The organism is Bacteroides caecigallinarum (assembly GCF_021530995.1).
Classification (GTDB): Bacteria; Bacteroidota; Bacteroidia; order Bacteroidales; family Bacteroidaceae; genus Phocaeicola; species Phocaeicola faecigallinarum.
In genome coordinates this window covers 1-13,251 of record NZ_JADYTF010000102.1, presented here as the reverse complement: position 1 = coordinate 13,251, position 13,251 = coordinate 1, and the positions used below count along the sequence as shown (strand labels likewise).

Sequence of the window (13,251 nt, the reverse complement as noted above, 5' to 3'; positions counted from 1 at the left end):
CGAGTTGCTCCTCAGCAGAGCTCGCCTCCTCTTTGATCCACGAGGCAAAGTTAACACTTTCCTCCTTGAATCTACTACTTTTAAAGACCAAAACGTTGCACTTCGTTTTGGAATCTACAAAAAAATCCGGTATCAGCAGTGATACCGGATTTTCTGGAATTTATTTATGCTGAAGTTAAAGAAGTTACCAAAGAAGAAGTTAAAGGAATTAGGGACTTAGCTTAACTTCTATAACTTCTATTATAACTTCTATAACTTCAAAAATCAATTAAATTCCAAACAAAGCAGCAAGACCTTTATCAACACCAGAAAATCCCATGAATGCCATAGCCAATAAACCTGCTGTTACAAGGGCGATAGACATTCCCTGCATACCCTTTGGTATGTTTACCATACTAAGCTGTTCGCGGATACCGGCAAACACGATAAGTGCAAGAGCAAATCCCAATGCTGTTGAGAATGCGTAAATGACACCTGTCAAGAGATCGAAGTCGTTCTGGATTACGAGGATTGTAACACCAAGGATACAGCAGTTGGTTGTGATAAGCGGAAGGAATACTCCCAATGCCTGATAGAGCGATGGAGAAACCTTCTTGAGGATAATCTCAACCATCTGTACCAATGCTGCGATGACAAGGATGAACGCTATGGTCTGAAGATATCCCAGTCCGAAAGCATCGAGGACAAACTTCTGGATAACGTAAGTAACGATAGTCGCAAGAACCAACACGAATGCTACTGCCGCACCCATACCCATAGCTGTTTCAACTTTCTTTGATACTCCCAGGAAAGGGCAGATACCAAGGAACTGTGACAACACGATGTTGTTCACAAATATAGCTGTAATAAATATCAATATATATTCCATATAAAAACTCTTTTAAGGGTTATGCTTTCTTCAAGCGGTTTACAATAGCAATCAGATAGCCCAGTACGATGAAGGCACCCGGTGCAAGAACGAATATCAGCATACCGTATTCTTCCGGCATGATTGCGATATTGAAAATCTTGCCTGTTCCGAGGAATTCACGTACACCGCCGAGCAATGTCAGGGCGATAGTGAAACCAAGTCCCATACCAAGTCCGTCGAACAGTGAAGCTATAGGATTGTTCTTTGCGGCAAAAGCCTCAGCGCGTCCAAGAAGGATACAGTTCACCACGATAAGCGGAATGAACAGACCCAAAGTAGCGTAGAGGGCAGGAACATATGCCTGCATTACCATCTGCAGAACTGTCACGAATGATGCTATGACCACGATGAAGATAGGAATACGAACCATGTCAGGCACAAGTTTCTTTATAGAAGAGATTACAATGTTTGAACAGATAAGCACGAACATTGTAGCGAGTCCCATACCCATACCGTTGATGGCAGAAGATGTTGTACCCAAAGTAGGACACATACCCAAAAGGAGAACGAAAGTAGGATTTTCCTTAACGATTCCGTTCATCAATACTTTAAAATTATTCATAATCTTACTCCTCTCCTATTAATTGTTTTCTACATTTTCAGTTTTCTCTTCGTCAGCAGCCTGCTGAGTTGCACCACTAGTACCGTCAACATGCTGGTTCTTGTATGCTCCGTATGCGCTGTTCACTGCAGCAAGGAATGCTCTGGTAGTGATAGTAGAAGCTGTGATGGCATCTATCTGACCACCGTCCTTCGACACAACCAAAGGAGCTTCGCCAGGATTCTTGCCTGTGATGTCACCCTTTGCACCTTTCTTGAACCAGTCGGCAGCCTTTGAGCCCAATCCCGGAGTTTCTGCATGGCTCAACAGTGAATAGTCGATGATGTTACCTTCAACATCGAAACCGACAAGGACTTTCAGTTCGCCACCGAATCCCATAGATGAAGATTCTACTGCAGCACCGATAAACTCGCCACCTTTTGTAGCCTTGTAAATCTTATATGAAACACCGTCAACATCGATTGTTTCAGGAGCTTCAGCAGGGTTATTGTCGAAACCCGGAACTACCACTGCTATAGCGTCGCTCAATGTCTTTGCATTGGCCTGTGCTATAGGTTCGGCAGTCACCTTATTCACCCAGCCCAATATTGCTCCTGCCACTACAGAGAAACCTGTCAGGGCGAGAGCCATATTCTTCAATGATGATTCTAACTTTTTCATTTCTTTACTACCTCCCCGAATCTTTTAGGTTTGCAATAAGTATTGATTAGCGGAGTGAATGCGTTCATGATGAAGATAGCGAACGACATACCTTCCGGATAGGCACCGAAAGTACGGATAAGTACTGTTAGGAAACCTATGGCAATACCGTAGATAATCATGCCTTTGTGGTTCATAGGCGATGTAACATAGTCTGTAGCCATAAAGATGGCACCCAGCATAAGACCACCTGTGAACAGGTGAGTCAATCCGTCAGCATATTTTGCAGGGTCAACCAGGTTCAGCAGTGTAGCGAATACGAATACTGTAGCGATGATAGACACTGGAATATGCCATGTGATGATTTTCTTCCACAACATATATACCAGACCCAACAGCAATGCCAATGCACTGATTTCACCGATACATCCCGGATTGTTACCGAGGAACAGGTCCATAGTAGAAGGAAGCTGTTCGAGAGCAGCAGCGTCACCGTTTACAGCCATTTTCATAAGAGCGAGTGGAGTAGCTGCTGTTTCTGCATCTGTATAAGCTGTAAGCTGACCAGCTACCGGCCATGAAGTCATCTGTACAGGGAAAGAGATAAGCAGGAAGATACGTCCAACCAATGCAGGGTTGAAAGGATTGCATCCCAGTCCGCCGAATGTCATCTTACCGATACCGATTGCTACAAGGGCACCGATGATGATAATCCACAAAGGAAGGTTTGACGGAAGGTTGAAGGCAAGCAACAGACCTGTAAGTGCTGCCGAACCGTCGAGTATGGTTGTACGTTCGCGTTTCAGAATGAACTTGGTAATCGCCCATTCGAAGAACAAGCACGCTGCAACAGATGTGAGCGTAACGATTACAGCCCCAAGACCGAACATATAGAATGACACGAGCAAGGCAGGTATCAAGGCTATGATTACACCGTACATGTTTTTCTGTACGCTGTCGCCGCTGTGTACATGGGGTGATAAAGATACTATTAATTTATTAGCCATAGTTATTCGATAAATTTCGATTGATTATTTTTTAGCATTGCGTGCACGGATAATCGCACCTACTTTGCCTTTACCTAAACGGATATAGTCAAGCATTGGACGGCGTGAAGGACATGTGAACTGACATGAACCACACTCAATACATGACATAATCATTTCTTTCTCTACGCGTTCCCAGTCGCCATGTGCTGATGCTGTTGCAAGAAGGAACGGCTCAAGTCCCATAGGACATGCGCTTACACATTTTGCACAACGGATACATGGCATAGCCTCTGCACGTGCAGCCTCTTTGTCGTTCATCAGAAGAACGCCTGAGCTACCCTTGCAGATAGGAACTTCAGTGTTGGCAAGTGCCTTACCCATCATAGGACCACCACCGATTACCTTTCCTGTATCTTCAGGCAGACCTCCGGCAGCTTCGATAAGCTGGCTCATCGGTGTACCCATACGTGTCAGGAAGTTTGAAGGATTCTTCAGTGATTTACCTGTAACTGTAACCACGCGTTCGAACAACGGTTTGTTCTTCTGTACAGCTTCGTAAACAGCGTATGCAGTACCGACGTTCTGAACTACGGCACCTACGTTGATAGGAATTGCAGGAGGAGCAGGAACCTGACGGCCGATAACAGCGTCGATAAGCTGTTTTTCACCTCCCTGCGGGTATTTAACTTTCAGAGGAACTACTTCAATGCCTTTGTACTGGGCAGCCTTTTCTGTCATCAGCTTGATGGCATCAGGCTTGTTGTTTTCTATACCGATGTAAGCTTTATCTACCTTTACGGCTTTCATCAAAATCTGTACACCTACCAGGATTTCATCTGCTTTTTCAAGCATCAGACGGTGGTCGGCAGTAAGATAAGGCTCACACTCTACTGCGTTGATGATAACACATTCAGCCTTGCATCCCGGAGGAGGAGTAAGCTTGACATGAGTTGGGAAACATGCACCACCCATACCTACTACACCTGCGTTCTTGATTTTGGCTACTATTTCTTCCGGAGTAAGGTTGCATTCCTTAACCAGTTCTGTACTACGGTCGATTGATTCTTCCCATTCATCGCCTTCCACGTCAATGAAGATAGCCGGTTTGCGGTAACCGCTGGCATCAATAACGCTGTCCACCTTGTTCACCTTGCCTGATACTGAAGAGTAGATAGCAGCCGAAACGAAACCGCCTGCTTCGGCAATCTTAGTACCAACCTTCACTACATCACCCTTCTTTACGATAGCTGTAGCCGGTGCGCCTATATGCTGAGACAAAGGGAAAACAGCCTGTTTGGGGAGGGCAAGCGTTTCTATCGCCTTGCCTGCCGACAACTTGTTTTCTGCCGGATGGACTCCACCTATTCTAAATGTTTTCACGTTTATATCGTTTAATATTGTTACTAATCGGATTAATTATGCTTCTGCCTTTGGAGCTTCCTTTGCAGGAGTCTCTGCTTTAGGAGCTACTGTCTCTGCCTTTGGAGCAGCAGTTTCTGCTTTAGGAGCAGTTTCTTCAGCAGGTTTTGCCTTTCTTGGAGGGAAGTTCACAGCGATGATAGCATTCTGAGGACATTCCATTTCGCACTTGCGGCATGACTTACATTTTGCAGGGTCGATGTAAGCAAGATTGTTTTCAAGAGTGATAGCCTCGAACGGACATACCTTGACACATTTGCCGCAACCGATACATGCAGCAGCACAAGCCTTGCGGGCAACAGCACCCTTATCCTTGTTGACGCACTGAACGTAAACACGGCGGCTGTTCTTACCCTTAGGACGGATTTCGATGATTGAGCGAGGACATGCCTTGGCACAAGCACCGCAGGCAGTACACTTGCTTTCATCTACTTCAGGAAGTCCTGTTTCAGGATTCATCTTTATGGCACCGAATGTACAAGCCGACACACAGTCGCCACAGCCAAGACATCCAAACGTACATCCAGTCTCACCACCGTAGGTAGAATTAGCTACTGCGCATGAGCGCACGCCATCGTACTGAGTAAGTTTCGGGCGGTTGGCACATGTACCGTTACATCTCACTACAGCCACCTTAGGTTCCGAAGCGGCAGCTTCAAGACCAAGAATGGCAGCAACCTTATCCATAGTAGGCTGTCCACCTACAGGACATAGTTTACCTTCTAATGAACCGGCTTTTACGCAAGCAGCGGCAAAACCCGAACAACCAGGATAACCACATCCACCGCAGTTAGCCTGAGGAAGCACTTCGCTTACCTGAGCAATTCGCGGATCTTCATAGACAGCGAATTTCTTAGACGCTGCATACAGAATTACTGCCGCAACCAAGCCGATGGCTCCCAATGAAATTACTGCAATTAAAATTAAATCCATAAATTAAAGTTAGTTTATTAATTATTTATTGTTTCCAATGTAAACGAGAATGTACGACTGATTTTATTCCTCAACAGATATATTATTATATAATAAGGTATAAGAGTGCATAAAGAGACTAAAGCCGATGCAGCCTCATCACCGTCTGTTACTCTCATAGTAACAAACAAGGCTGCAAACAGCACAACAAAAGGCAGTACAAAAGCCAACAAAACAGCTTTCATACCCATCGAAGTAGTACCACATACCATTACCTGCTGCCCTACTGAACAACAATCAGCACTTTCCTTATCATGTATATCGATTATTTTTTCCTTGGTCTCCGAAACATTACAGTGACCTTTCACGCTGCACGACGAACAAGCCGAGCTCTGAAGAATCTTAACTCTCACATGAGAGCCGTCTATGCTTTCCACAATACCAAGGTGTTTTATATTATTATTCATTTTGCAAACCACACATTACAAATACGAGGCAAATGTACAACAATTTTTCAATACCCGTTATCGCTAACGAGATTTTTTTTGTAAAAAAATCCAATTCAGAAGCACGTACAGAGCATTATGATTAAAAAACACAAAAAAGAGCCTTATCCAATGAATAAAACGGCAATGATACCGTACGTTTTGAGGATAAAGCCCTTTTAATATCAAGTATCAAGTATCAAATATCAAGTATCAGATACGATAAACGTTCAAACTTAGCGTAACACGTATGTGTAACTCGTGGAACACGTTCGTGCAACGAGCGTAACACGAACGTGACGCATGCGTAACACGTACGTGTTACGGTTTATTTCTCAGTTCATTTCATAAAATGAGACAATAAATATTTTCATTATTACATATTATTTTATATTTTTGACAGCTAAAAGAAAAAACAAAACCGATACTCCTATATACACATTATGTTTTACAGACTGATACAGAAAAAGTGCGATGAATGGATGAAGTCGCCGGATTGCACCATCCGCGAACTTATACAATATATATATAGAAGGAACAAGATGCGAGATGCGCAAATCGAGGCAATCAAGATATATCTGTTTCTGAAAATAGCCTGCGGCAACCGTCCATTGTGGAAGCTATTCATCGAAGGACGCTTCAACAGTCTTGACTTCAACAGCATGGAACTTACCGTGGAAGCACGTAAAGTCCTTACCACGAACAAGGCAGCAGCCGCATTGATGGAATATTCACTACTTACTGACAAAGACGGCAACCAGCTCGCCCCAGAAATGGAAAAAGTAATCAGGCAGCAGAGTGAAAACATAGATTACGAAGAAACATTCAAACAGATATTCTACGGAGTAAACTATACAGACTATCTTTTCAGTCTGCCAATGGGCGCCGGAAAGACTTATCTGATGGCAGCATTCATATACCTTGACCTCTATTTTGCCGTAAACGAACCAGGAAATCCTGCATTTGCACACAATTTCATGGTGCTTGCACCCTCCGGACTTAAATCGTCCATCATACCAAGTCTAAAAAACATACAAGAGTTCGACCCCACTTGGATAATACCCGAACCTACCGCCTCAAACCTCAAGAGGATGATAAAATTTGAAATCCTCGACGAACAGAAATCGGCAAAAAAGAGCAATCTGGTAAGAAACCCGAACGCCCAAAAGATAAACAACCACCAGCCGCTGGATGACCTTATGGGGCTTGTGGCTATAACCAATGCCGAGAAAGTCATTCTCGACCGTATAGGCAAAGACGAAGACCCTGCATTGTTCGACAAAGAGGAGCTGACCAAAATACGCATTGCCAACGAATTGCGCGAAATCATCGGACGCATACCTCACCTGTCCGTCTTCATAGACGAAGTTCACCACGCTGCCGACGGCGAGATAAAACTGCGTCAGGTGGTGGAAGAATGGACTGCACAACATTCATTCTGCGGAGTATTAGGCTTTTCGGGCACTCCATACCTCGAAAAGGCAGAGAAAGTTACTTTGGCCGATTCGTTTGTAATAAAGAACACCGACCTTTCCAACGTGGTTTACTATTACCCTTTGATACAGGGTGTAGGCAATTTTCTGAAAGTTCCGGAAGTGAAATTTGCGGACAATGATACGGAAACAATAGTAAGAAACGGTGTGAAAGAGTTCCTCGACAGATACCGCGACACAGTGTATGAAAATGGCACGTGTGCCAAACTTGCCATATACTGCGGACAGATAGAAACGCTTGAAGAAACAGTCTTTCCACTCGTAAGCAGTATCGTTTCAGAATATGGTTTGAGCCCTACGGAAACCATACTCAAATATCACGGCGGAAACAAGTCGTACCCTCAGCCGGAAGACTCGGAAACGGAATTTGCATCGCTCGATACGGATTTCTCCAACATACGCATAGTACTCCTTGTACAGATAGGCAAGGAAGGATGGGACTGTAAAAGCCTGACAGGTGTCATTCTTCCACAAAAAGGTGTATGCCCCATGAATATGGTTCTGCAGACCAGCTGCCGATGCCTTCGCCAGGTAGTAAAAAATGCTGACGAGACAGCTCTGATATGGCTGAACAAATTCAATGCAGACACACTGAACAAACAGTTGAAACAGCAGCAGAACATATCATTACAGGAACTGAACAGGGGAAAGCACAAGAAGCAGATTATGATAGAACGTTTCCCGAGAACCACGCTGCTGAAGGTTCCACCAATCGACTTCTATCAGCTAAAGGTATCATATCAGACACTGACGACAGAGGAATATCCGCACACCGATGAAAAGCTGACAGATGAAAAAATCCTTACAGAAGCCGATGTCGCTCTAATCCACCGTCAGGACTTGTCCGGCAATATATTAGGACATTATATGGCAGAAACAGAGGAAGGAGAATACATATCTTTCCGCCGGTGGCTGTATCTGATAACGAAAGAAAGCTTCAGGACTCTGCCCCCTGAAAATCTGAAAAGACATGAGGAAGCCCTCAGAAAGATTTTCGAACGTATAACCATCAAAGATGAATCGGGCAATACGCGATACGACAACAGCTATGACCAGAGCAACATCCGTTCGCTCATCCGCAAGGCTTTTGTCCCGAAACGTGACTTCACTGTCAGAGAAGAGATAGTTCCGTGCGATGCAAGCCTTCTTCAGATAGAAAGACTTGTTTCCCCTATTTCAGTGGAAAACGACAAACCGTTCTATCCTTCGCAGGAAGACGTAAAGACCATTATAGACTGGGACGAGAATGCTCAAGACAAGGTATTGTCGCCCGAAGAGCTTGCATTGATAGAAAAGATGAAACAGATGGGATATCGTATGCCGGAACCTGCCGACCCACATCCCGAACGCAAACAGACATACCACTATCTACCCTACCGTTTCGACAGCGGACTGGAACGTGAGTTTTTCAAGGATTCAATCCTGCCGTATCTGAAAGACAAACCATTGGAGATATATTTCAACGGCGATGACTCACTGACCGAATTCAAGATAGACTGCTACAAACAGGTAGGCAAGGAATGGACATACATCGGCAAGTATGTACCCGACTTCCTGCTGCTCAGCCGTAAGGACGACGGCACAATCCATCGCATCATCATCATCGAAACCAAAGGCGAGGGATTTGCCGCCAAGTTTGCCGACCGCAAGAAGTTCATGGAGACGGAGTTCATACAGAAGAACAACGAGCGTTTCGGCTACGAACGTTTCCACTTCCTTTACCTCGAAGACACACAAAGCAAAGAGGAAAGGGAGAAACTGACAATAAAAACGATAAAAGAATTTTTCAAAATATAGACTTTTTATAATGGCAAAAATAACAGTTCAAAACACAGAGATAACTATTCTTAAACTGGAAGAACAAGATTATATATCTCTGACTGATATGGCTTCTGCCAAAGGGAACGACAGCCGCTCTGCCGATGTCATTAAAAATTGGATAAGAAACCGTTATACCATCGAGTTTCTCGGTACTTGGGAAGTTATCCACAATCCGGATTTTAAAGTGGTCGAATTTGACCACTTTAGAAAAAGTGCAGGTTTACCATCATTCGTACTGAGTGCATCAGAATGGATTGAACGTACCAATGCTATCGGTTTAGCCGTGAAAAAAGGACGATACGGTGGAACTTATGCTCATAAAGACATCGCATTTGAATTCGGTTCTGCTATCAGTGTTCCTTTTAAACTCTATTTAATCGAAGAATTCCAACGACTGAAAACAGATGAATACAGGCAATTAGGATGGTCCGCAAAACGCGAGCTTTCTAAAATCAATTACCTGATACACACTGATGCCATTAAACATAATCTTATACCAAATGAAGTAACACCGAAACAAGCTAATATTATTTATGCCAACGAAGCAGATGTGCTTAACGTCGCAATGTTCGGAATGACGGCAAAGCAATGGCGTGAAGCCCATCCGGAACTGAAAGGAAATATCCGTGACTATGCCACAGTCAACGAACTTATCTGCTTATCCAACATGGAAAACCTAAACACTCTATTCATTGAACAAGGTATTCCGCAATGTGAGAGACTTATCAAACTCAACCAAATAGCCATCCACCAGATGTGTATATTGGAAAATGCGGACAGCGAGAACAGACAATTATTGAAATAATACAAACAACTATCCCTATGGCTATAAAATATATACCCTATTTCCCAAATACATTGGAAGGTCAGGCTGTGCTTGACAACTTTGTACGCACAAAGCGTGTACTGCGCTATAACGGCAATGACGCTGTGACCGAACATATCCGTCGCGGAATGCCTCTCTATGAAACCGAACTTCAGGAGCGTGTCGGTAAAAATGAAAACGGCAATCTTGTGCTTCGCGGAGAATGCCTTTCCGCATGCGCTTATCTGAAAGATAAAGGTATAACAGTCGATTTGGTGTACATCGACCCTCCTTTTGCGAGTGGTGCCGACTATGCCAAGAAGGTGTATCTGCGCCGTAACCCTAAGGTAGCGGAAGCTATCCGTCAGGCTGAAAGCGAACTGGATATAGAGGAACTGCGCTCTTTCGAAGAAAAGATGTACGGCGACATTTGGAACAAGGAAAGCTATCTGAACTGGATGTATGAAAATCTGATGGCTATAAAGTCGGTGATGAGTGATACTGCAAGTATTTATGTGCATCTGGACTGGCATATCGGGCATTATGTAAAGATATTGATGGATGAGGTGTTTGGGGAGGATAATTTCAGGAATGAGATTGTTTGGCATTATACTAATAAAATGAGTGGTTCTACAAAGCCACATGATTTTGTCTGTGAGCATGATACTATTTTCCGATATTCAAAGTCAGAAAACTATCTATATTATACCATTTCAGAAGAACGAGATGAACCTGTAATGCAAAGTAAGAGAGTAAAAATTGATGGGAAAAATATGCGCGCACGAGATGAAGATGGAAATATTATTTATGAACTGTCAACCGAAAAAAAAATAAAAGATGTTTGGACTATTCCATATATTGCATCAACAGATTCCCAACGCGTCGATTATGCGACCCAAAAGCCCGAAGCCCTCCTTGAACGAATCATCAAAGCCAGCAGCGACAAAGGCATGATAGTGGCAGATTTCTTCGGAGGCAGTGGTGTAACAGCAACTGTAGCTAACAAATTAGGCCGTAAGTTTATCCATACCGACATAAACATCAACAGCATTCAGACCACACGCGACCGCCTTTTGGCAGCCAAAGCAGAATTCGACATGTTGGAGATAAAAGACGGTGTATCGCTCTACCGTAATCCCGTTCAGACTATGGAACGCCTGAAATCCCTCATCATCGGACTGAGAAACGAAGACGCTCTGGACGAATTCTGGGAAGGCAGCATTATAGATTCCAAATACGGCATGACCCCTGTCTATCTGCCAAATCTGATGGACAGCACCACCCGTATGCTGGACAAACCTCTTATGAACGAAATCATCCACAAGGCCATACCGGACTTGCCGGACGAAACAAAACGTGTAATCATTTATTACATAGACATAGACGACCCGGAAGAAATTCAGCGTTTCATTAAGGAGCATGGAAATCCGCTTATCGAAATAGAACTACGCGACCTGAAACAGGTTTTGGATAATGTAGTGGCAGAAGACTATGCGGAATGGAACATACAGGAAGCCCGTGACGGTCTGTTCAACGCATGGAAAGTGGAAATCATCCAGTTCCAGAGCGACCGCGTAAGACGCAAGATAGAAGAGATAAACCAGAAGAACCAACTTCAGGTTCTCCAGCAAAAAGCCAAAGGTAAGGAAAAGACATTCTCTCCTATAATAATCAGCGATGAAGGACTTGAAACAATAGAATGGATAAGCCTTGACTGTACCTCAGCTGAAAAAGACGCACCATGGCAAAGCGACTCTGAAATAAAGATAGACAAATCAGGCTATGTCATCAAGAACGGAGTAAAGACCACAGAATACTGGGATGCCTGCATCATCAGCGAGCATAAACCGTTGCGTATGAAAATCCGCAACATCTGCGGTGACGAAACAGTTTTTGTGATTTGACGGTCAATAACCCATTGCCAAAGTCTGAAAAAAAACAATCAATCCGCTTTCCTGTCATTAAAACATAAAAGCGGATTGATTGTTTTCTGTCGTCTTTTATCTTAATCGAAGAATATCACTTACCTCTGGTGCAGGTGCATATTAATCCTAAAGGTGGTCTTCAGCATGTAAAGTTCAATCGTTGGTAAATTGATAGTATAAATGAAAAACTTCACACGCACGTGTTACACTATATTATACAAGTGAGTTTATGAATTCTTTCATATCTGCCACAGCGGCTTTTGCTTCCTTATATAATTTATATTGTGCAAGTGTCCTTACATAATTATGTTCAGGATACTTAATCTGATAATACGTATCACCATTGATATAATCAGTAAGGAAGCGCACAGCCTGCATGTAAGGGAACAAAGTCACAGCATACGGGAGAAGCTCAATTTCCAGCGGAGTAAGGAAACACTTTGCCGATTCGATATAACCTTTTGCAAAGGATTTGAATATTTCGAAATTAAACTTCACATTGTCAAGGTTCTCATCGTCTTCCTTACCGGTATTTGCCGCCGAGCGGAGGAAGTCACCAAAGTCAGAGAACACGAAACTTGACATCACAGTGTCAAGATCAATAACGCAAAGCACATTTCCTTCTTTATCAAAAAGCATGTTGCTCACCTTCGTATCACAGTGACATATACGTTTAGGAAGCTTGCCTTCGCGATAATATCTCTCAGCGCAACACATATCGTAAGCATCCTTTTCTATTTCGGCTACCAGGTCACGCACCTTATCCATACGTCCTGCCACATCGGCTTCCACTGCTTCATGAAGCTGCTTCATTCTGAACTCCATGTTATGAAAATCAGGAATTGTCTCTTCAAGCTGATAAGGAAGATCGGACAACATAGCTTCGAATTCACCGAATTTCAGTCCGACAAGATATGAAGACTCCGGTGTAACAGCATCGAGTGTAAGCGAGCCTTCAATGAACACACACGCACGCCAGTACTTTTCTCCATCGAAATAATATGTTTTACCATTATCAGCCACAGCAAAACGAAGGACTTTCCTATCAATATCCTTTTCACCGGCAGCTTCAAGCTTTTTGCGGATATGTCCTGTCACACATTCTATGTTATTCTGCAACAAATCAACATTCTTAAAAATATTATGGTTTATGCACTGAAGAATAAAATTAGGAGTACCCTCCTGAGTCGTTACAAGATAAGTCTGGTTGATAAGTCCCGCAGTCAAAGGTCTTACAGACTCTACATTTTTAATTTCCGGAAATTTTTCAATGATTGGATTTAATAAATTC

General features: G+C 43.4%; 11 protein-coding genes. 3 read left to right on the top strand and 8 right to left on the bottom strand.

The genetic code is table 11. From position 1 onward, the window contains the following. Positions 1-268 precede the first annotated feature (268 nt). Genes rsxA through I6E24_RS12725 form a run of 7 tightly spaced genes read right to left on the bottom strand, consistent with a single transcriptional unit; the run spans position 269 to position 5,898 of the window. Positions 269-868: an electron transport complex subunit RsxA gene (gene rsxA, locus I6E24_RS12755; RefSeq protein WP_204403644.1), complete on the bottom strand. Its 600-nt coding sequence runs from the start codon at positions 866-868 to the stop codon at positions 269-271. Positions 869-887: 19 nt separating this feature from the next. Then, entirely contained in the window at positions 888-1,472 is a 585-nt protein-coding gene (rsxE, locus tag I6E24_RS12750; protein ID WP_154044789.1) for an electron transport complex subunit RsxE, read from the bottom strand. 18 nt (positions 1,473-1,490) lie between these two features. Beyond that, the gene (locus I6E24_RS12745; protein ID WP_235328915.1) at positions 1,491-2,132 is read right to left on the bottom strand and encodes an RnfABCDGE type electron transport complex subunit G; all 642 of its coding nucleotides are present in this window, start codon (positions 2,130-2,132) and stop codon (positions 1,491-1,493) included. Further along, complete coding sequence (locus I6E24_RS12740; RefSeq protein ID WP_154044787.1) at positions 2,129-3,118, bottom strand: RnfABCDGE type electron transport complex subunit D; 990 nt, start codon at positions 3,116-3,118, stop codon at positions 2,129-2,131. The genes I6E24_RS12745 and I6E24_RS12740 overlap by 4 nt, the downstream gene beginning before the upstream one ends. Positions 3,119-3,142: 24 nt before the next feature. Next, entirely contained in the window at positions 3,143-4,480 is a 1,338-nt protein-coding gene (rsxC, locus tag I6E24_RS12735) for an electron transport complex subunit RsxC (protein ID WP_235328914.1), read from the bottom strand. Positions 4,481-4,516: 36 nt separating this feature from the next. Beyond that, a complete protein-coding gene (locus tag I6E24_RS12730; protein ID WP_235328913.1) occupies positions 4,517-5,452 on the bottom strand; it encodes a Fe-S cluster domain-containing protein in 936 nt (311 codons plus the stop codon). A gap of 17 nt (positions 5,453-5,469) precedes the next feature. Next, positions 5,470-5,898, bottom strand: a complete 429-nt coding sequence (locus tag I6E24_RS12725) for a SoxR reducing system RseC family protein (RefSeq protein WP_235328912.1) — start codon at positions 5,896-5,898, stop codon at positions 5,470-5,472. Positions 5,899-6,359: 461 nt separating this feature from the next. Here I6E24_RS12725 and I6E24_RS12720 point away from each other — a divergent pair, with 461 nt between their 5' ends. Genes I6E24_RS12720 through I6E24_RS12710 form a run of 3 tightly spaced genes read left to right on the top strand, consistent with a single transcriptional unit; the run spans position 6,360 to position 11,939 of the window. Next, complete coding sequence (locus tag I6E24_RS12720; RefSeq protein WP_235328911.1) at positions 6,360-9,206, top strand: DEAD/DEAH box helicase family protein; 2,847 nt, start codon at positions 6,360-6,362, stop codon at positions 9,204-9,206. A 10-nt stretch (positions 9,207-9,216) separates the two neighbouring features. Then, positions 9,217-10,035, top strand: coding sequence for a KilA-N domain-containing protein (locus I6E24_RS12715; RefSeq protein ID WP_235328909.1), 819 nt, complete (start codon positions 9,217-9,219; stop codon positions 10,033-10,035). A gap of 17 nt (positions 10,036-10,052) precedes the next feature. Further along, positions 10,053-11,939 carry a DNA-methyltransferase gene (locus I6E24_RS12710; RefSeq protein WP_235328908.1) on the top strand — a complete coding sequence of 629 codons (1,887 nt, stop codon included), beginning with the start codon at positions 10,053-10,055 and terminating at the stop codon, positions 11,937-11,939. 234 nt (positions 11,940-12,173) lie between these two features. Here the strand turns inward: I6E24_RS12710 and I6E24_RS12705 are convergent. Then, positions 12,174-13,251, bottom strand: a 1,078-nt coding sequence (locus tag I6E24_RS12705; RefSeq protein WP_262911930.1) for a phosphotransferase enzyme family protein, incomplete at its 5' end; no start/stop codon positions are given.

What these genes read in the sequence shown, in the direction of transcription:
- I6E24_RS12720 (WP_235328911.1), top strand. Translation starts at nt 6,360, where the DNA reads ATGTTTTACAGACTGATACAGAAAAAGTGCGATGAATGGATGAAGTCG.
- I6E24_RS12710 (WP_235328908.1), top strand. Translation starts at nt 10,053, where the DNA reads ATGGCTATAAAATATATACCCTATTTCCCAAATACATTGGAAGGTCAG.
- rsxE (WP_154044789.1), bottom strand. Translation starts at nt 1,472, where the DNA reads ATGAATAATTTTAAAGTATTGATGAACGGAATCGTTAAGGAAAATCCT.
- I6E24_RS12725 (WP_235328912.1), bottom strand. Translation starts at nt 5,898, where the DNA reads ATGAATAATAATATAAAACACCTTGGTATTGTGGAAAGCATAGACGGC.
- I6E24_RS12730 (WP_235328913.1), bottom strand. Translation starts at nt 5,452, where the DNA reads ATGGATTTAATTTTAATTGCAGTAATTTCATTGGGAGCCATCGGCTTG.
- I6E24_RS12740 (WP_154044787.1), bottom strand. Translation starts at nt 3,118, where the DNA reads ATGGCTAATAAATTAATAGTATCTTTATCACCCCATGTACACAGCGGC.
- rsxA (WP_204403644.1), bottom strand. Translation starts at nt 868, where the DNA reads ATGGAATATATATTGATATTTATTACAGCTATATTTGTGAACAACATC.
- I6E24_RS12715 (WP_235328909.1), top strand. Translation starts at nt 9,217, where the DNA reads ATGGCAAAAATAACAGTTCAAAACACAGAGATAACTATTCTTAAACTG.
- I6E24_RS12745 (WP_235328915.1), bottom strand. Translation starts at nt 2,132, where the DNA reads ATGAAAAAGTTAGAATCATCATTGAAGAATATGGCTCTCGCCCTGACA.